Source organism: Marinobacter sp. H13, from assembly GCF_059072335.1.
In genome coordinates, this window is record NZ_JCACRU010000001.1 from 715,164 (window position 1) to 732,268 (window position 17,105).

At 58.4% G+C, this 17,105-nt stretch carries 22 protein-coding genes; 12 read left to right on the forward strand and 10 right to left on the reverse strand.

Annotated elements, in window-relative coordinates; translation table 11 throughout:
* Nucleotides 1-147 precede the first annotated feature (147 nt).
* From hisD to AC5JQH_RS03375, 9 genes are all read right to left on the reverse strand, one after another.
* Entirely contained in the window at nucleotides 148-1,452 is a 1,305-nt protein-coding gene (gene hisD / locus AC5JQH_RS03335) for a histidinol dehydrogenase (protein WP_062781929.1), read from the reverse strand.
* A 53-nt stretch (nucleotides 1,453-1,505) separates the two neighbouring features.
* Nucleotides 1,506-2,147 (reverse strand): ATP phosphoribosyltransferase, encoded by a 642-nt coding sequence (hisG, locus tag AC5JQH_RS03340; protein ID WP_014577730.1) that lies wholly within the window; start codon nucleotides 2,145-2,147, stop codon nucleotides 1,506-1,508.
* A gap of 40 nt (nucleotides 2,148-2,187) precedes the next feature.
* Entirely contained in the window at nucleotides 2,188-3,450 is a 1,263-nt protein-coding gene (murA, locus tag AC5JQH_RS03345; protein ID WP_493805305.1) for a UDP-N-acetylglucosamine 1-carboxyvinyltransferase, read from the reverse strand.
* A 28-nt stretch (nucleotides 3,451-3,478) separates the two neighbouring features.
* Nucleotides 3,479-3,721, reverse strand: a complete 243-nt coding sequence (locus AC5JQH_RS03350; RefSeq protein ID WP_008170179.1) for a BolA family protein — start codon at nucleotides 3,719-3,721, stop codon at nucleotides 3,479-3,481.
* A 104-nt stretch (nucleotides 3,722-3,825) separates the two neighbouring features.
* On the reverse strand, nucleotides 3,826-4,158 hold the full coding sequence (locus tag AC5JQH_RS03355; RefSeq protein ID WP_493791411.1) for an STAS domain-containing protein: 333 nt from the start codon (nucleotides 4,156-4,158) through the stop codon (nucleotides 3,826-3,828).
* The gene (locus tag AC5JQH_RS03360; protein ID WP_493791410.1) at nucleotides 4,155-4,808 is read right to left on the reverse strand and encodes an MlaC/ttg2D family ABC transporter substrate-binding protein; all 654 of its coding nucleotides are present in this window, start codon (nucleotides 4,806-4,808) and stop codon (nucleotides 4,155-4,157) included. Before AC5JQH_RS03360 ends, AC5JQH_RS03355 begins: the two co-directional genes overlap by 4 nt.
* Before the next feature lie 32 nt (nucleotides 4,809-4,840).
* The gene (mlaD, locus tag AC5JQH_RS03365) at nucleotides 4,841-5,290 is read right to left on the reverse strand and encodes an outer membrane lipid asymmetry maintenance protein MlaD (protein ID WP_053112673.1); all 450 of its coding nucleotides are present in this window, start codon (nucleotides 5,288-5,290) and stop codon (nucleotides 4,841-4,843) included.
* A 34-nt stretch (nucleotides 5,291-5,324) separates the two neighbouring features.
* Nucleotides 5,325-6,107, reverse strand: a complete 783-nt coding sequence (gene mlaE / locus AC5JQH_RS03370; RefSeq protein WP_053112674.1) for a lipid asymmetry maintenance ABC transporter permease subunit MlaE — start codon at nucleotides 6,105-6,107, stop codon at nucleotides 5,325-5,327.
* Nucleotides 6,104-6,916, reverse strand: coding sequence for an ATP-binding cassette domain-containing protein (locus AC5JQH_RS03375; RefSeq protein ID WP_053112675.1), 813 nt, complete (start codon nucleotides 6,914-6,916; stop codon nucleotides 6,104-6,106). The genes mlaE and AC5JQH_RS03375 overlap by 4 nt, the downstream gene beginning before the upstream one ends.
* A 188-nt stretch (nucleotides 6,917-7,104) precedes the next feature.
* On the opposite strand from AC5JQH_RS03375, the gene AC5JQH_RS03380 reads away from it, so the two are divergent.
* The 12 genes from AC5JQH_RS03380 (at nucleotide 7,105) to yjgA (ending at nucleotide 16,228) form a co-directional block, all read left to right on the forward strand.
* Nucleotides 7,105-8,085 (forward strand): KpsF/GutQ family sugar-phosphate isomerase, encoded by a 981-nt coding sequence (locus AC5JQH_RS03380; RefSeq protein WP_008170168.1) that lies wholly within the window; start codon nucleotides 7,105-7,107, stop codon nucleotides 8,083-8,085.
* A gap of 22 nt (nucleotides 8,086-8,107) precedes the next feature.
* Entirely contained in the window at nucleotides 8,108-8,656 is a 549-nt protein-coding gene (locus AC5JQH_RS03385; RefSeq protein ID WP_008170166.1) for a KdsC family phosphatase, read from the forward strand.
* Nucleotides 8,653-9,237: an LPS export ABC transporter periplasmic protein LptC gene (lptC, locus tag AC5JQH_RS03390; protein WP_491713639.1), complete on the forward strand. Its 585-nt coding sequence runs from the start codon at nucleotides 8,653-8,655 to the stop codon at nucleotides 9,235-9,237. The genes AC5JQH_RS03385 and lptC overlap by 4 nt, the downstream gene beginning before the upstream one ends.
* Nucleotides 9,221-9,775, forward strand: coding sequence for a lipopolysaccharide transport periplasmic protein LptA (gene lptA / locus AC5JQH_RS03395; RefSeq protein WP_008170160.1), 555 nt, complete (start codon nucleotides 9,221-9,223; stop codon nucleotides 9,773-9,775). The genes lptC and lptA overlap by 17 nt, the downstream gene beginning before the upstream one ends.
* Complete coding sequence (lptB, locus tag AC5JQH_RS03400) at nucleotides 9,753-10,478, forward strand: LPS export ABC transporter ATP-binding protein (RefSeq protein ID WP_014577739.1); 726 nt, start codon at nucleotides 9,753-9,755, stop codon at nucleotides 10,476-10,478. The genes lptA and lptB overlap by 23 nt, the downstream gene beginning before the upstream one ends.
* Before the next feature lie 151 nt (nucleotides 10,479-10,629).
* Entirely contained in the window at nucleotides 10,630-12,156 is a 1,527-nt protein-coding gene (locus tag AC5JQH_RS03405) for an RNA polymerase factor sigma-54 (protein ID WP_176443020.1), read from the forward strand.
* Nucleotides 12,157-12,257: 101 nt separating this feature from the next.
* Nucleotides 12,258-12,566 carry a ribosome hibernation promoting factor gene (hpf, locus tag AC5JQH_RS03410; protein ID WP_008170154.1) on the forward strand — a complete coding sequence of 103 codons (309 nt, stop codon included), beginning with the start codon at nucleotides 12,258-12,260 and terminating at the stop codon, nucleotides 12,564-12,566.
* Nucleotides 12,567-12,653: 87 nt separating this feature from the next.
* On the forward strand, nucleotides 12,654-13,124 hold the full coding sequence (gene ptsN / locus AC5JQH_RS03415; RefSeq protein WP_008170153.1) for a PTS IIA-like nitrogen regulatory protein PtsN: 471 nt from the start codon (nucleotides 12,654-12,656) through the stop codon (nucleotides 13,122-13,124).
* A 28-nt stretch (nucleotides 13,125-13,152) separates the two neighbouring features.
* Nucleotides 13,153-14,037, forward strand: coding sequence for an RNase adapter RapZ (gene rapZ / locus AC5JQH_RS03420; RefSeq protein WP_008170152.1), 885 nt, complete (start codon nucleotides 13,153-13,155; stop codon nucleotides 14,035-14,037).
* Nucleotides 14,038-14,044: 7 nt separating this feature from the next.
* Nucleotides 14,045-14,314 (forward strand): HPr family phosphocarrier protein, encoded by a 270-nt coding sequence (locus AC5JQH_RS03425; protein ID WP_008170151.1) that lies wholly within the window; start codon nucleotides 14,045-14,047, stop codon nucleotides 14,312-14,314.
* A gap of 9 nt (nucleotides 14,315-14,323) precedes the next feature.
* The gene (gene mgtE / locus AC5JQH_RS03430; RefSeq protein ID WP_008170150.1) at nucleotides 14,324-15,685 is read left to right on the forward strand and encodes a magnesium transporter; all 1,362 of its coding nucleotides are present in this window, start codon (nucleotides 14,324-14,326) and stop codon (nucleotides 15,683-15,685) included.
* Nucleotides 15,686-15,700: 15 nt separating this feature from the next.
* Nucleotides 15,701-16,228, forward strand: a complete 528-nt coding sequence (gene yjgA, locus AC5JQH_RS03435; protein WP_008170149.1) for a ribosome biogenesis factor YjgA — start codon at nucleotides 15,701-15,703, stop codon at nucleotides 16,226-16,228.
* A 9-nt stretch (nucleotides 16,229-16,237) separates the two neighbouring features.
* Here the strand turns inward: yjgA and AC5JQH_RS03440 are convergent, their stop codons facing one another.
* Nucleotides 16,238-17,083: a carbon-nitrogen hydrolase family protein gene (locus AC5JQH_RS03440; RefSeq protein WP_493805306.1), complete on the reverse strand. Its 846-nt coding sequence runs from the start codon at nucleotides 17,081-17,083 to the stop codon at nucleotides 16,238-16,240.
* Nucleotides 17,084-17,105: the final 22 nt, after the last annotated feature.

Sequence of the window (17,105 nt, forward strand, 5' to 3'; positions counted from 1 at the left end):
GATTGCTGTCGTGTGGCTATCGCATGAAGCTCCGCTTCATCATCGCTCTGCCACACCCATGTGCGCTTGGCGTCGGCCATCCATGGCCGCCGACATTCTCGGAGAGTGACCTCCCCGCCGCCCTGCATACATAGGGGGTGAAGTCTTTTAATCTTTAATACGATATTCCGCCGACCGGGCGTGTGCCGTTAAGCCCTCGCCACGGGCCAGAACCGAGGCCACACGTCCCATGCGGTCAGCACCGGCAGCGCTGAAGCCGATGATGGAAGACCGTTTCTGGAAGTCGTAGACGCCCAGCGGTGAAGAGAACCGTGCGGTGCCGCTGGTGGGCAGCACGTGGTTCGGACCGGCGCAGTAGTCACCCAGGGCTTCGGCGGTGTAGCGGCCCATGAAGATGGCGCCGGCGTGGCGAATGTCATCGAGCATGGCCTCTGGGTCTTCAACCGACAGCTCCAGGTGTTCCGGGGCGATGCGGTTGGACACTTCGGCGGCTTGTTTCAGGTCGGTGACATGGATCAACGCGGCGCGGTCAGTCATGGAGGTGCGGATGATGTCGGCACGTTCCATGGTTGGAAGCAGTTTGTTGATACTGGCTTCGACGGCATCCAGGAATTCGGCATCCGGGCTGATCAGGATGGACTGGGCCTGCTCGTCGTGTTCTGCCTGGGAGAAGAGGTCCATGGCGATCCAGTCGGGATCGGTCTTTCCGTCACTGATCACGAGAATTTCCGACGGGCCGGCAATCATGTCGATGCCGACAACGCCAAACACTTCACGCTTGGCGGTGGCAACGAAAATATTGCCGGGGCCGACGATTTTATCCACGGCCGGGATGGTTTCTGTACCGTAGGCGAGCGCGCCTACGGCCTGGGCGCCGCCAACGGTGAATACGCGGTCGACTCCGGCAATCGCTGCCGAGGCCAATACCATGTCGTTCACCACACCATCCGGCGTTGGAACGACCATCACCACTTCACTGACGCCGGCGACCTTTGCCGGAATAGCGTTCATGAGCACGGATGAAGGGTAAGCAGCCTTGCCGCCGGGCACATACAAGCCCGCCCGGTCCAATGGCGTTACCTTCTGGCCAAGCACGGTTCCGTCTTCGTCCTCATACTGCCAGGACTTCTGGTTCTGGCGTTCGTGGTAGTCGCGAATTCGCTCAGCCGCTTTTTCAAGAGCAACCCGCTGGTCCTGGGGAATCGCGTCCAGGGCCTGCTGCAAACGGCTTTGGTCCATTTCCAACTCGGCGACGGACCCAACCTTCAGGCGATCGAATTTCTCGGTAAATTCCAGAACCGCCTGGTCACCCCGGGTTTTCACCTCATGCAGGATGTGGCGCACCGACTCGTTCACCTGATGATCAACGCTGTCGTCCCAGGCCAAAAGTTTGGCCAACGCATCATTAAAGTCACTTTGGGAAGCGTTCAATCGGGTGATCTTGGCGGTCATAACTCAAATCCTGTATGGGATTAACGACTAACTGACTCTGGCCGGCCCTGACATCAGGTCCGGCGTTTATCCACAGCTGCGGACATCTTTTCGATTATGGGGTTAATACGCTCGTGTTTCATCTTCATGGAGGCACGATTGACCACCAGCCGGCTGCTGATGTGTTCAATCAGTTCCCGGGCCTCGAGGCCGTTCGCCTTCAGCGTGTTGCCGGTGTCGACAATGTCGACGATCTCGTCGGCCAGCCCGAGAATCGGAGCCAGCTCCATGGCACCGTATAACTTAATAATGTCTGCCTGACGGCCCTGGGCCGAGTAATATCGGCGGGCCAGGTTTACAAATTTTGTTGCAACCTTGATACGACCGGATGGCGGAGTCTGATCTTTTGGGCCGGCGGTCATAAGGCGACACCGGGAAATGTTCAGATCCAGTGGCTCATACAGCCCTTCCCCACCATGCTCCATCAGCACGTCCTTGCCGGTCACACCAAGGTCCGCCCCGCCGTACTGAACATAAGTCGGCACGTCTGTGGCCCGGATAATCAGAACCCGAACATTGGGGTCCGTTGTTGGGAACACCAGTTTGCGCGACTTTTTGACGTCGTCGATCAGTTCGATTCCTGCTTCCGCCAGCAGCGGCAGGGTTTCTTCCAGGATTCGTCCCTTCGACAAGGCGATGGTTATGGAATCTGTCATGGATTCTTCCGGTTTCCCGTAGTGTCTGGATAGATGTCTTTCACGCTGGCAGGCGGCGGATGGTGGCACCCAGCAACTGCAGTTTCTCTTCAATACATTCGTACCCGCGGTCTATGTGATAGATGCGATCTACGATGGTATCGCCGTCGGCCATGAGGCCGGCGATGACAAGGCTTGCCGAGGCCCTAAGGTCCGTGGCCATAACCGGCGCACCGGTTAGGTGATCCACGCCCTTGATGATCGCGGCATTGCCCTCAAGCGTGATATCCGCACCCATGCGGATCAGTTCCTGAAGGTGCATGAACCGGTTCTCGAACACGGTTTCCACAATGGTACCGGTGCCTTCGGCCACGGCGTTCATTGCAGCGAACTGGGCCTGCATGTCGGTCGGGAAGGCCGGATATGGCGCTGTACGCAGGCTAACCGCTTTCGGGCGGTTACCCTTCATGTCCAGTTCAATCCAGTCCGGGCCGGTGTTGATGTGGGCGCCGGCCTCTTGGAGCTTGAGGACAACAGCTTCCAGCAGGTCTTCCCGGGTATCCTTCAGTTTTACCCTACCGCCGGTTGCAGCCGCAGCGACGAGATAGGTACCGGTTTCAACACGGTCTGGCAGCACGTTGTAATGGCAACCGTGCAGGCGCTCAACACCGTTGATTTCGATGGTGGCGGTGCCGTGACCTTTGATGTCCGCTCCCATGGCGATCAGACACTCGGCGAGGTCAACAACCTCCGGCTCGCGGGCCGCGTTTCCCAGGATGGTTTTTCCGTCGGCCAGGGCAGCCGCCATCATAAGATTCTCGGTACCGGTTACGGTGACCGTATCCAGGAAAATGTGCGCGCCTTTCAGACGACCGTTGGTCTTGGCCTTGATGTAGCCATTCTCGACCTTGATGTCCGCGCCCATCATTTCCAGGCCATGGATGTGCAGGTTCACCGGGCGACTACCGATCGCACAACCGCCGGGCAGGGATACTTCTGCTTCGCCGAAGTGAGCGACCAGAGGACCCAGCACCAGAATGGAGGCCCGCATGGTTTTCACCAGCTCGTAAGGGGCATGGAAGTGTTTGATGGTGTTGGCGTGGATTTCCACGCTCATCTTCTCATCAATGATCACTTCAACACCCATGCGACCCAGAAGCTCGATCATGGTGGTTACGTCGTGCAGGTGCGGTAGATTGCCTACGGTTACCGGCTCATCCGCCAGCAGAGTTGCTGCGAGGATCGGCAGTGCGGCGTTCTTGGCACCGGAAATCCGGATTTCACCATCCAGAGGCTTGCGCCCTCTGATCAGAAGTTTATCCACAATAAATATCCTGTTTTGTCCGGACCGTTCAGCCCTGGCGCTCAGCCCATTCGGCCGGAGTAAATGCTTTTGGATGAAGGGCGTGAATCGAGCCATCCATGATCTGCTGGAACAGCGCCTTGTTGATCAACTGCTGGCGCTTGATAGTCGGCAGGCCTTCGAATACGTCACCCACCACGACGACCAGGTAATGGGTACCATCAACCTGTACCTGAACTTCACAGCCGGGCAACGCTTCTTTGACCAGCTCGGTGACTTGGGCGGCATCCATAGAAAATCCTCGGGTGTTATGAAATCAGGGGCGAGATTGTAACCAATTCCGGCGCTCGGGTCAGCTTTACTGTCCGGTAAACAAAGGGGCCGGGGCCGGAAAAGTCAGTGGGCGGGATGAACGGATTCCGGACCGAACCCCGCGAGCTGGCCGTCGAGGTTGCTCAGGGCCGCCAATGACGCCAAACGGCCACTGACACCCTTGAACGACAGGGCAATGCCTGACTGAGCGGCGAGGCGCTGCCAGCAGAGCAACATCGACAGCACAACACTGTGGGCGGTGACCAGACCATCCAGGTCGACAACCAGATCGCCGGATGCCGACCGGATCAGCTTTTCACCCTCTTTTCTCAGGTTAATGACTGTATCTGCGGTCACCTCACCCGAGACGATCAAAGCGCCGTCGGAGAGGTGCACCCGGGGCAGCCCTGCGGTCATGATTTATCCACTTCCTGGTCCAGGTTCAGGGACTCAACGGCATCGCTCCAGCCGTCGATGACCGCCTGAATCTGGCCACGGTTTTCTTCCATTTCCTGGCTGAACCGATCCCGGAACGCCAGACCGATGTTTACGCCTTCAACGATGATGTTTTCCATCAGCCATTTGCCGTCGGCGTTCTTGTACATCGAATAGGTGACCAGGTAGCGGGTTCCAGAGGCGCTGATGACTTCCATCTGTACCGACGCGCGCTCGTCGCTCTGGGGGTTGATGGTCGCTTCCTTGACCTGGATCTCGAAGTTTTCCGCATTCACCAGAGCCTGCGCATAACTGTCAAACAGGCTGCGCTTGAACTTGACCACGAATTCGTCCCGCTGTTCGGGCGTGGTCTGGCGGGCGTAGCGGCCCATCACCCGGGCCGCAATGCGGCGGAAGTCGACAAAATCCGCCAGCGCCTGGTCCATGCTTTCATAGAAGGCTTCGGGATCCTCCTCATAAAGACCGCGCTCTTCATTGAGCTTCTCCACAAGGCGCTGGGTGTTCTCATCAACGTATTGGCGGAGATCCTCCGCTTCGCCTGCCTGCGCCGGCGTAACCAGAACCAGGGCCATCAGAAGGCCGATCAGAATGTGGTGTCTCAGTGCAAACATCAGGATCTCCTGTTTGATCTTTCCGGCCCGAATCAACGGCCCGATGCAAAGTTGCTGATCAGCCGTTCCAGGTTCATGGCCGACTGTGTCGAATAGAAGGTATCGCCCTCTTTCAGCGAATCCATCTCGGCGCCAATCGATATATCAATGTACTGCTCGCCGAGCAGGCCGGATGTACGTATAACTGCGGAACTGTCCGACGGGATATTGTCCACATCCGAATGAATCGACATCTCGACCCGAGCCTGGAAGGTTTCCGTGTTCAGGCTGATGGATTCGATGGTGCCAACCGTTACCCCGGCCATCGAGACCCGACCGCGGGGCGTGAGCCCGCCCGTATCGTTGAAATTGGCGTAAATGGTATAGGTGCTCTCGGCCGATTTCGGCGACAGCCCGCTCACCTGAAGCGCCAGGACCAGCAAAGCTGCACAGCCTGCGATCATGAACAGGCCAACGATGATTTCAGTGGTTCTCTGCGCCATTTCAGGCTCCGGTATTATCTCGTTAATCGTTGATTCAGAAATCGCCAAACATGACAGCGGTCAGCACGAAATCCAGCCCCAGCACCGCCAGCGATGAGTACACCACGGTCTTGGTGGTCGCCGAGCTGATCCCTGCCGATGTCGGCACACAGTCATACCCCTGGTAGACCGCAATCCAGGCGCAGACAAAGCCGAAAACAACGCTCTTGATGACACCGTTCAGGACATCATCAACAAAATCCACCGACGACTGCATATTGCCCCAGAAGGAGCCTTCGAACACGCCCAGCCAGTCTACACCCACCAGCATACCGCCCCAGATGCCGACCACCGAGAAAATGACCGCCAGTACCGGCATGGCGATAAACCCGGCCCAGAGGCGGGGCGCAATGACGCGCCGAAGCGGGTCCACACCCATCATTTCCATGCTAGACAGCTGCTCGGTGGCTTTCATCAGGCCTATTTCCGCTGTCAGCGCCGAACCGGCCCGGCCCGCGAAGAGCAACGCGGTTACCACCGGCCCGAGTTCGCGCACCAGGGTCAGGGCAATCATCTGGCCGATAGCGGCCTCGGAACCGTAATCACTCAGAATTGTATACCCCTGCAGCCCCAGCACCATGCCAATAAACAGGCCAGAAACCACGATAATGGCCAGGGACAGAACGCCAACGGCGTACAGCTGCTTCACCAGAAGGGGGAAACCGGTCGCCGGCCTGGGCACACCGCCCAGAACGCCTGCAAGGAAACGGCCTGAACGGCCGAATGACGAGACGATATCAAGACCGAGCCGCCCGAATGCCGCAATTCTGCCAATCAAGACACACCCCCGGACAACCCAAAGTCCTGGGCGGCGCCCTCGGCCGGATAGTGAAACGGCACCGGGCCATCCGGCTGCCCCTGGAGAAACTGCTGGACCTTCCCGGAAGGATGCGCCCGGAGCTCTTCAGGCGTGCCCTCCCCGATCACCTTGCCGTCCGAGATGATGCAGGCGTAATGGCAAATGCTCAGGGATTCGGGCACATCGTGGGAAACCAGAACGCTGGTCAGCCCCATGGAGCTGTTCAGATCGCGGATCAGCTTTACCAGAACGCCCATGGCAATCGGGTCCTGGCCGGCGAACGGCTCGTCGTACATGATCAGCTCGGGATCCAGGGCAATACTTCGGGCAAGAGCAACCCGGCGGGTCATACCTCCGGACAGTTCCGACGGCATCAGTTGGCGTGCGCCTCGCAATCCGACGGCTTCAAGCTTCATTAGCACGACATCACGAATCATGTCTTCCGGCAGCTTTGTGTGCACCCGCAACGGGAAGGCCACGTTCTCGAACACGCTCAGATCGGTGAACAGCGCCCCACTCTGGAACAGCATGCCCATCTTTTCCCGAAGGCTGTAGAGGGCTTTGCGCTTGAGCTTCGGCACTTCATGGCCGTCCACCACAACACTGCCCGAATCCGGCCTGAGCTGGCCGCCAATAAGGCGAAGCAGCGTGGTTTTCCCGGTTCCGCTGGGCCCCATGATGGCGGTGATTTTTCCGCGGGGGATGTCCAGGCTGACACCGTCGAAGATACGGCGCCCTGAGCGGGAGAACACGACGTCCTTGAGCGATATGTAAGCCGGTGAATTCATAGTCCTTACCTTTCAAAGAGGGGCTACATTATGCCAAGGAGCGCGCAAGTTCAATCCAAAGTGCCCAAAATGTACTGATAGCAATGATCAGTTTGACTGAACTTTCGGTAACCGGGCATCGTTGCCGGGTGAAAATGGTATACTCTGCCCAACATTTACAACGTCCCGACAGCCAGGCCCAAAGCCCGATGACCGAACAGACTCCCAGCGATTTCCGATCTTCTGCCATCCGCGCCATCCGCATTGAGCGCGACGCCATTGATGCCCTTGAAGGCCGAATCGACGACCAGTTCACGCGGGCCTGCGAAGTTATCATGAACTGCAAGGGCCGCGTGGTTGTGACCGGCATGGGAAAATCCGGCCACATTGGCAACAAAATTGCCGCCACCCTGGCCAGCACTGGAACGCCATCGTTTTTCGTGCACCCGGGCGAGGCAAGCCACGGTGACATGGGTATGATCACCTCCCAGGATGTGGTCATCGCCATTTCCAACAGCGGCAACACCAGCGAGGTGGTCACCATTCTGCCGTTGATCAAACGCATGGGCGCTCCGCTGATCAGCATGACCGGCAATGCCAGCTCCACACTGGCCCGGGAAGCCGTCGCCAATCTGGACGTCAGCGTTATGGTGGAAGCCTGCCCACTGGGTTTGGCGCCCACCTCCTCCACAACGGCCACCCTGGTGATGGGCGATGCCCTCGCCGTTGCACTCCTTGAGGCCCGGGGGTTCAGTGCCGAGGATTTCGCTATCTCTCACCCCGGCGGCAGCCTCGGGCGTCGGCTGCTGCTCAGGGTCTCCGACATCATGCACAGCGGTGATCAGATTCCAGTCGTCAACGAGGATACCCCCTTGAGCGGTGCTCTTCTTGAGATGTCCCGAAAGGGTCTCGGTATGACCACCGTCGTCAATGATAAAGGCACTCTTACCGGAATATTTACGGACGGTGACCTTCGACGGACTCTGGATCGATCGGTGGACATTCACAATACGCCCATCAACGAGGTCATGACCCGGCATGGTAAAACGATCCAGGCCGATCATCTGGCGGCGGAAGCGCTGAACATAATGGAGGAGATGAAGATCAACGCCCTCCCCGTTACCGACGACCAGGGTGGTCTGATTGGCGCCATCAATATGCACGACCTGCTGCGTGCCGGCGTTATCTAGGGGCTATGAGGAGCTGTTTGATATGAAGCACCAATGGCCGGATTCGCTGTTGGCAAAGGCCGTAAAGATCCGCCTGATCGCACTGGATGTCGACGGCATCATGAGCGACGGTAAACTTTATTTCAGCGCCACTGGTGATGAGCTCAAGGCTTTTAACATTCTGGATGGCCTGGGTTTGAAACAACTGATGGCAGCCGGGATTACCGTGGCCGTGATCACCGGACGAAAGTCCCCCCTGACCGAGAAGCGCATGCGGGATCTTGGCATTCCCCACCTGATGCAGGGGCGAGAGGACAAGAAGGTAGCCCTTCAGGAACTGGTCAGCACCATGGATATCAGCCCCGAGGCCATCGCATACATGGGGGACGATCTGCCAGATCTCCCGGCACTGAGGTTCGCCGGACTGGGCATCACCGTGCCCAACGGTTACTGGCTGGTGCAGCAGCATGCCGACTACTGCACCATTGCCCGGGGCGGCGAAGGGGCGGTCCGCGAAGCCTGCGACTTGCTGCTGACGGCCCATGGCAGGCTTGACGCAGCACTTGCCCCCTATCTGGAGCCCGAGGCATGAACTGGCTGCTGGACAGACCCTGGCTGCGAGCACTGGCACTGGCTGCTACCGTGGTGGCAGCCGTATTCCTGCTCTGGCGCAGCGATGAACCCCCTGTGATTGATGACGAGGCAGCGGCCCTACGGGGAGACGCCGAACCAGACGGTTTCGTGGTGAATGGTCAGTACACCTCCTTCGATGAAGCGGGCAATCTCAAGATCCGGTTTTCCAGCCCCCGCATTGAGCAGTTCGAGGAAGGCAACCTGGCCACCATGGAATCTCCCCGGGCCGAGCTGTACGGGGACCAGGAGGCCCTGCCGTGGATTGTCGAGGCCGACAATGGCAGCCTGCTGCAAAACCAGAATCTGGTGTACCTGACGGACAATGTCCGGGTTCAGCGCACAATTGGCGAACGGGAGGCCACCCTGACAACATCAAGCCTGACCCTGGATAACGACCGGGGCATGGTCTATACAGACGCACCCGTAGAAATACGTGATGTTACCGGCATAACCCGGGCCACGGGCATGAAAGCGTGGATAGACGAACGAATTCTGGAACTGAACTCCCAGGTGGAAGGACTCTATGAAACCGGAAACTAACCGATACCGGCGCCTGATGGCTGCCCTGCTAACGGTCGTGATGATCGGCCCGGCGGCTGCATTTGACCTTGATTCTGACACTCCTATCAAGGTCACCGCAGATACCGCCCGCCTGGATGACGGCCAGGGCATTGCCACCTACACCGGCGCTGTGGAACTTGAGCAGGGCAATACCCGCCTGACTGCCGAGCGGGTCGTCCTGTACCGGACCGAGGACGGCCTGAGCCGGATCGAAGCCTCTGGTACGCCCGCTATATACCGTCAACCGGCGCGCGAGGGGGAAGGCGAAACCGATGCCCGTGCCCTGAACATTACCTGGTCTGCCACCGACAGCCAGCTGACCTTTGAACGGGAAGCAGTCATCGAGCAGAATGGCAACCTGTTCCGGGGTGATGTCATTCATTATGATACCGTCGGCCGGGTTGTCACCGCTGAGGGCGGCGCAGACACCGGCGAGGGCAGCGGCCGGGTAGAGATGGTGATTCAGCCACGCAGTACAGACAGACAGGGATCCGATGGCAGTTCTGAGAGCCAGTAACCTGGCAAAGAGTTACAAACAGAAAAAAGTGGTGATCGACGTTTCCCTGGAAATCCGCAGTGGGGAAATTGTCGGGCTGCTTGGTCCCAACGGTGCCGGGAAAACCACCTGCTTCTATATGATCGTTGGGCTGGTTCCTGCCGATCACGGGCGGATAACGATCGACAGCCGGGATATTACGCCGCTGCCGATGCACGGTCGGGCCCGCCAGGGCATCGGCTACCTGCCACAGGAAGCCTCGGTTTTCCGCAAACTGTCTGTGCGCGACAACATCATGGCGATCCTCGAGACGCGGCAGGGCCTGAGCAAGGCAGACCGGCAGAAAAAGCTCGAGGAGCTGCTGGAGGAATTCCACATCACCCATATCCGGGACAGCGTTGGTATGGCCCTGTCCGGTGGTGAGCGGCGACGGGTGGAAATTGCCCGGGCCCTGGCCATGGAGCCGGCTTTCATCCTGCTGGATGAGCCCTTCGCCGGCGTTGACCCTATATCCGTCAGCGACATCAAACACATTATCCGGCATCTGCGGGACAAAGGGATTGGCGTGCTGATCACCGACCATAACGTGCGCGAGACTCTCGATATCTGCGAGAACGCGTACATTGTTTCCGGCGGGCACATCATCGCCTCCGGCAATGCCGATGCGATCCTGGCCAATCAACAGGTCAAGGAAGTCTACCTCGGGGACGAATTCAGGCTATGACAGTGAATGGCTCATTGTTTTGATGATCTGTAGCAAGTAAACTCGGCAAAGAACTTGCTAGGGTAAAGAAAAACCGCGGCAAGTAACCGGCATATAAAGATTTTTTCAAGACCTATGACACAAAGCGCTGATGAGTGACGGATCCTGAACCATGGTTATGAAAGCCTCCTTACAGTTAAAGCTGGGTCAGAGCCTGACCATGACGCCCCAGCTGCAACAGGCGATCCGGCTTCTCCAGCTCTCCACTCTCGACCTCCAGCAGGAAATCCAGCAGGCACTGGAATCCAACCCCATGCTGGAGACCTCCGAGGACGATGACCAGACCGACGCAGCCAGCGAAAACGACGAGCGCGAGGCCAACGCCACCGAGTCCGCCGCTGAAGCTGCCCCGGAACCGGCCAGCGACTGGGATGAATCCGAGAACGGCCCGGACTGGTCCTCGGAGAACGAGATTCCTGACAACATTCCGGACGATCTGCCGGTTGATACCGCCTGGGACGACATCTACCAGTCCGCACCAGCGCCGGCAGCCCGCAACGACGACGAAAACGATCACGATTTCGAAACCCGTAATTCCCCGACCGAAACGCTTCAGGATCACCTGGAATGGCAGCTCAATCTGACGCCCCTCAGTGAACGGGACCAGGCCATTGCCCATGCCCTGATGGATGCAGTGGACGAACGGGGCTATATCACCAGCCCGCTGGAGGAAATCCACGCCGGACTGCTGGATGAGAACGATGAAGACCCCCTTGAACTGGATGAAGTGGAAGCCGTGCTTCACCGCCTGCAACACTTTGATCCGCCCGGCGTGTTTGCCCGGGACCTACAGGAATGCCTGCTGATCCAGCTCAACCAGCTGCCGCCGGAAACACCCTGGCTGGCCCAGGCACGCCTTGTAATTACCCATTACATCAACCTGCTGGGCAACCGCGATTACGCCCAGTTGCTGCGCCGCAGCCGCCTGAAAGAAGACCAGTTGCGGGATGTCCTGGCGCTGATCACCGGCCTGAATCCGCGGCCGGGCGATGTCATTGACCGGGCCGAACCCGATTATGTGATTCCGGACGTGATCGTTCGCAAACACAATGGCCGCTGGCGTGTTGAGCTGAATCCTGAAATTGCACCGCGCATCCGGGTCAATGCCAGCTATGCTTCACTTATAAGGCGTGCGGACAGCAGCGCAGACAACACCTACCTGCGCGACCAGTTGCAGGAGGCCAAGTGGTTCATCAAGAGCCTGCAGAGCCGCAATGAGACCTTGCTGAAAGTCGCGACCCGTATTGTCGAGCACCAGCAGGGATTCCTGGATCACGGTGAAGAAGCCATGAAACCGTTGATTCTTTCAGACATCGCCCAGGCGGTAGAGATGCATGAATCGACCATTTCACGGGTAACCACCCAGAAATACATGCATACCCCCCGTGGCATTTTCGAGCTGAAGTACTTCTTCTCCAGCCATGTCAGCACTGACGAGGGTGGAGAATGCTCCTCCACGGCCATACGCGCGATGATCAAGAAGCTGATTGCGGCGGAAACGCCCAAAAAGCCGTTGAGCGACAGCAAAATTGCAGCCATGCTAGGGGAACAGGGTATCAAGGTTGCGCGACGCACCGTTGCCAAGTACCGGGAGGCCATGCACATTCCGCCGTCCAACGAGCGCAAGCGGCTGGTCTGAATACCCGGGGGCCGGGACGCAACACCGTATTCGCCGGCGCATAATGCGCCAGCACCCAGACCGGCTCCCGGGAGCCGGCACGATGACAACAGGAGACGCCTATGCAACTCAATATTTCAGGCCATCACGTAGAACTGACTCCCGCACTGAAGGATTATGTTTCAGAGAAGTTCGAGAAGCTCGAGCGTCACTTTGACCACATCAGTAACTGCCAGGTGACCCTGGAAGTGGAAAAGGTGCGCCAGATTGCGGAAGCCACGTTGCATGTGGTTGGTGGTGAGATTCACGCAAAGGCAGAAAATGAGGATATGTACGCAGCCATCGATGCCCTGATCGACAAGCTTGACCGTCAGATCCTCAAGCACAAGGAAAAGAATGTAGACCGGATGCACGGAAACGGCTCTCGCTAACTGACTGTTTTCATGCAATTCATCTAATCGAGCTGCGACATGAGTAACGTGTCGCAGCCTTTTTTTTAACGGAAACGCAGTCGATCCATGAGCGACACATCCCTGACCATAGAGAACATTCTTGCTCCGGAGCTCACCCTCTGCAGGGTAGCTGCGTCCAGCAAGAAACGGGCCCTGGAGTTTATTGCCGAGCAGATAAACCATCAGGACAACACGCTCAGCGAGACCCAGCTCTTCAACAACCTGATTTCCCGCGAGCGCCTGGGCAGCACCGGCATTGGCCAGGGAATCGCCATTCCCCACTGCCGTCTGGAAGGACTTGATCACGTGGTGGGCGTGCTGATGACGCTGGAAGAAAGCGTCGAATTCGATGCTATCGACAATCAGCCGGTGGATCTGATTTTCGCCCTGATCGTCCCGAAGGAAGCAACGAGCGAACACCTGGAGCTGCTCAGCCAACTGGCTGAAAAGTTCAATGAGCGGTCGTTCTGTGATCGCCTCCGGCAATCCGAGGACGCCAGCACGCTGTACCAGCGCATGACCGCCTCAGGCGGCTGATATTCACTGCAGTGGAGGTAAGGTGGTCATGAAGCTGATTATCGTCAGTGGCAGGTCCGGTTCGGGCAAGAGTACCGCACTTCATGTGCTGGAGGACCTCGGGTTTTATTGCATCGACAATCTTCCTATTGGCCTGCTCTTCCCCCTCACACGGGAAGCCGCCAGCCAGACCAGGCCTGGTCGACTGGGCAAGATGGCCGTCAGTATCGATGCGCGGAACCTTTCCGGCGAGCTGGCCAATTTCGAGGAGATCTACCGGCGCCTCCAGGAAACCGGGGTTACCGTTGAAATCATCTTCCTGGACGCCGACGAGCAGTCGCTTCTGCAGCGTTTTCACGCCACCCGCAGAAAGCATCCGTTGAGTGACGACAGGACCTCTCTCCGGGAAGCCATTACCAGCGAGAAGAAACTGCTGGAGCCCCTCTCCAAGCTTTCCGATCTTTACGTAAATACCACCGGCATGTCCATGTACGAGCTGCGGGACATGGTCAAGCAGCGCGTGGTCGGTCGAAAAGATCAGGAACTGGCTCTCCTGTTTCAGTCATTCGGCTTCAAACACGGCGTGCCGCTGGATTCCGACTACGTTTTCGATGTCCGCTGCCTGCCCAACCCCTACTGGGATACCAGCCTCCGCAAGTATGTCGGGACGGATCAGCCGGTTATCGAGTTTCTGGAAAAAGAACCGGCAAGCCGGAAGATGATCGAGGACCTGAAATCATTTCTGGATACCTGGCTGCCCTCCTTTGCAGACAGTAACCGCAGCTATATGACCATTTCCATTGGCTGTACCGGCGGCCAGCACCGGTCGGTGTATGTGTGCGAGCAGTTGGGTGAGTACTTCCGGCAACGGTACAGCAATGTGCAAGTGCGGCACACCGAGCTGCCACACCTGCAGACCCGGGAAGAGATCTGATCAAGCCATGATTCGCCGCCCCATTACCATCATCAACAAACTGGGCCTGCATGCGCGCGCCACTGCGAAGCTGGTCAACACGGCATCGGAATACGACAGCAGCGTGCGTATCAGCGGCAAAGGCCGGGATGTGGACGCGAAGAACATCATGCAGGTGATGATGCTGGCCGCCAGCAAAGGAACCGATGTGGAGCTCATTGCCGACGGACCGGATGAGGAACAGGCCATCGAAGCATTGGTGGAACTGATTAACGACTATTTCGGTGAGGGTGAGTAAAATAAACACATGACCGATATTCTGGAAAAAAGCCAGGCCCGCCAGCGTCTTCGTTCCCTGAGCGAAGCGCTGGACAGTGGCGCACTGAAGCAGGTTGCCCGCATCCTGAACGGTGGCCTGAGCCCCAGTGATATTGCCCATTTGCTGGAGTCCTCACCGCCCCGGCAGCGGGCCCTGCTGTGGAACCTGGTGGACAAAGACCTCGAAGGCGAGGTTCTCCAGTATCTCAGTGATGATATCCGAGGCTACTTCCTGAGCCAGCTGAACGCTCAGGAACTGGCGGACATCATCGAGGATTTCGAGTCAGACGACCTGGCCGACCTGCTGCAGCAGCTGCCGGATACGGTCATCCAGGAAGTCCTGGAGACCATGGACGAGCAGGACCGGCAACGGGTGGAGGAAGTTCTCTCCTATCCGGAGGACACCGCCGGCGGTCTGATGAACACGGACACCATTACGGTGCGCCCGGACATCAGTATCGATGTTGTGCTCCGCTACCTTCGCAGGCACCGCACCCTGCCACCCATGACCGACAGCCTGATCGTGGTCAGCCGCCGGGACGATTTCATTGGCATGCTGCCCATCACGAAAATGCTGGTCTCCAACCCCGCCTCCACCGTGCGGGAAGTCATGGATACCGACATCGAGCCCATTCCCGTGAGCCTCTCCGACACCAAGGTAGCGACATTGTTTGAACGCTACGACCTGATCTCGGCGCCGGTGGTAAACGAGGAGGGCCGCCTGCTGGGTCGGATCACCATCGATGACGTGGTTGACGTTATCCGGGAGGATGCGGACCACTCACTGATGAGTATGGCGGGTCTGGACGAAGACGAGGACACCTTTGCGCCGGTGTGGAAAACCACCCGTCGCCGTGCCGTCTGGCTGGGCATCAACCTGATTACGGCACTGACCGCCTCCGCCGTCATCGGGCTATTTGAAGACACGATCGCCAAAGTGGTGGCGCTCGCAGTGCTGATGCCAATTGTTGCCAGTATGGGCGGCATTGCTGGTAGTCAGACGCTTACACTGGTGATTCGCGGTATGGCCGTGGGGCAGATCAGCGGCGCCAACGTAGGCTGGCTGCTGAACCGGGAATTTCTGTCAGGGATACTGAACGGCCTGCTCTGGGCCGCCGTGGTGGCGGGTGCAGCCATGCTCTGGTTCCAGGATGTGATGATCGGCGCGATCATTGCTGCCGCGCTGGTGATCAATCTTGTCGCCGCAGCGCTGGTTGGCACGGTTCTGCCACTGTTTCTCAAATCTCGCAATATTGATCCGGCCCTGGCAGGCAGCGTGATTCTCACGACTGTGACCGATGTAGTCGGGTTCATGGCCTTTCTTGGCCTCGCGACGATTTTCTACGCTTAAGCGGATCTCGGATTTATGAAAGACCATCAAGACAACGACGCGCCGGAATACGACGGCCCCAGCAAATCCCAGCTGAAACGGGAAATGCATGCCCTGCAGGATCTGGGCAAGCGGATGCTGGACCTGAGCAACGATCAGCTGGAAACCTTGCCAATCAGCGAGACCCTCCGCGCCGCGATCGAGGAATCCCGCCGTATCCGCCAGAACGAGGCCAAACGACGGCACCTGCAATACATCGGTAAGGTCATCCGACAGGAAGATGATCCTGAAGCCCTGGCGAAAGCCATCGACGCCTTCGATGCCGGTAGCGAAGAACACACCCGCAGACACCACCTGGCGGAACGCTGGCGGGACCGGATGATTGCCGAAGGCGATTCCGTTGTTGGCGAGTTCTTCAGCTACTGCCCCACTGCCGATATGCAGCACCTGCGAAACCTTGCTCGAAACGCCCGAAAAGACGTCGAAAAACAGAAGAACACCGGCCAGGCCCGGAAACTGTTCCGTTATCTCAGGGAGTGCATCGATGACGCCGAGGCCATGTGAGCCGTTGGTTCAACCTTTGAGCCGGCGGTGCTCCCACACCGGCATCCGGGCGCGCAGATTGGCTACCTGATCGGCGTCCAGTTCGGCGGTGACCAGGCCCGGGCCTTCCCCCATTTCCGTCACGATCCGCCCCCAGGGATCACAGATCAGGCTGTGGCCATAGGTGCGACGGCGCTCGCTGTTCTGGCCACCCTGGCCAGGTGCCACTAACCATACCTGGTTCTCGATCGCGCGGGCCCGGATCAGGGGGTACCAGTGGGCATCACCGGTCTGCCAGGTGAAAGCGCTCGGAAGGCAAATCCAGTCGACATTCTGCTCACGCAGCAGCCTGAACAGCTCCGGAAAGCGAAGATCGTAGCAGATCGCCAACCCCAGCTTGCCCGCGGGCGTATCCACGGTCACTATCTGTTCGCCGGGCTCGAAGGTGTCCGATTCACGGTATTGACCATGGGCGTCTTCCACCATGGCATCAAACAGGTGAATCTTGTCGTAACGGGCAACTTCCTCACCCTGGTCATCAAAGACAATGCAGGTTGCCCTGACCCGATCCTCCAGATCTGAGCCGTCCGGTCGTTTGGCCACGGGCATCGATCCGCCAACGATCCAGAGCCCCAGTTTCCGGGCCTGTTCGGCCAGGAAGGTTCTTATGACAGGCTCGGCCCCCGCCTCCTGGCGACCACGATCAATCATCTGACTGGTGGCCAGAACCGCAAAATTCTCAGGCAGTACGGCGACCGAGGCGCCCTGCTCGGCAGCCCGGGCCAGCAGCTGTTCCGCTTCGCGCAGATTGGCGTCAATGTCATGACCGCTGACCATCTGGATGGCTGCGACCCGGTTGGAAACACGCTTGTTCATGACTGCCTCCGATATTGCCAAA

Coding starts and splice junctions, on each gene's coding strand:
- AC5JQH_RS03440 (WP_493805306.1), bottom strand. CDS start 17,083: ATGAACAAGCGTGTTTCCAACCGGGTCGCAGCCATCCAGATGGTCAGC.
- lptA (WP_008170160.1), top strand. CDS start 9,221: ATGAAACCGGAAACTAACCGATACCGGCGCCTGATGGCTGCCCTGCTA.
- AC5JQH_RS03355 (WP_493791411.1), bottom strand. CDS start 4,158: ATGACCGCAGGGCTGCCCCGGGTGCACCTCTCCGACGGCGCTTTGATC.
- lptC (WP_491713639.1), top strand. CDS start 8,653: ATGAACTGGCTGCTGGACAGACCCTGGCTGCGAGCACTGGCACTGGCT.
- AC5JQH_RS03375 (WP_053112675.1), bottom strand. CDS start 6,916: ATGAATTCACCGGCTTACATATCGCTCAAGGACGTCGTGTTCTCCCGC.
- mgtE (WP_008170150.1), top strand. CDS start 14,324: ATGACCGATATTCTGGAAAAAAGCCAGGCCCGCCAGCGTCTTCGTTCC.
- mlaD (WP_053112673.1), bottom strand. CDS start 5,290: ATGGCGCAGAGAACCACTGAAATCATCGTTGGCCTGTTCATGATCGCA.
- AC5JQH_RS03385 (WP_008170166.1), top strand. CDS start 8,108: ATGAAGCACCAATGGCCGGATTCGCTGTTGGCAAAGGCCGTAAAGATC.
- ptsN (WP_008170153.1), top strand. CDS start 12,654: ATGAGCGACACATCCCTGACCATAGAGAACATTCTTGCTCCGGAGCTC.
- AC5JQH_RS03350 (WP_008170179.1), bottom strand. CDS start 3,721: ATGGATGCCGCCCAAGTCACCGAGCTGGTCAAAGAAGCGTTGCCCGGC.
- hisG (WP_014577730.1), bottom strand. CDS start 2,147: ATGACAGATTCCATAACCATCGCCTTGTCGAAGGGACGAATCCTGGAA.
- AC5JQH_RS03360 (WP_493791410.1), bottom strand. CDS start 4,808: ATGTTTGCACTGAGACACCACATTCTGATCGGCCTTCTGATGGCCCTG.
- yjgA (WP_008170149.1), top strand. CDS start 15,701: ATGAAAGACCATCAAGACAACGACGCGCCGGAATACGACGGCCCCAGC.
- hpf (WP_008170154.1), top strand. CDS start 12,258: ATGCAACTCAATATTTCAGGCCATCACGTAGAACTGACTCCCGCACTG.
- AC5JQH_RS03380 (WP_008170168.1), top strand. CDS start 7,105: ATGACCGAACAGACTCCCAGCGATTTCCGATCTTCTGCCATCCGCGCC.
- lptB (WP_014577739.1), top strand. CDS start 9,753: ATGGCAGTTCTGAGAGCCAGTAACCTGGCAAAGAGTTACAAACAGAAA.
- rapZ (WP_008170152.1), top strand. CDS start 13,153: ATGAAGCTGATTATCGTCAGTGGCAGGTCCGGTTCGGGCAAGAGTACC.
- AC5JQH_RS03425 (WP_008170151.1), top strand. CDS start 14,045: ATGATTCGCCGCCCCATTACCATCATCAACAAACTGGGCCTGCATGCG.
- AC5JQH_RS03405 (WP_176443020.1), top strand. CDS start 10,630: ATGGTTATGAAAGCCTCCTTACAGTTAAAGCTGGGTCAGAGCCTGACC.
- hisD (WP_062781929.1), bottom strand. CDS start 1,452: ATGACCGCCAAGATCACCCGATTGAACGCTTCCCAAAGTGACTTTAAT.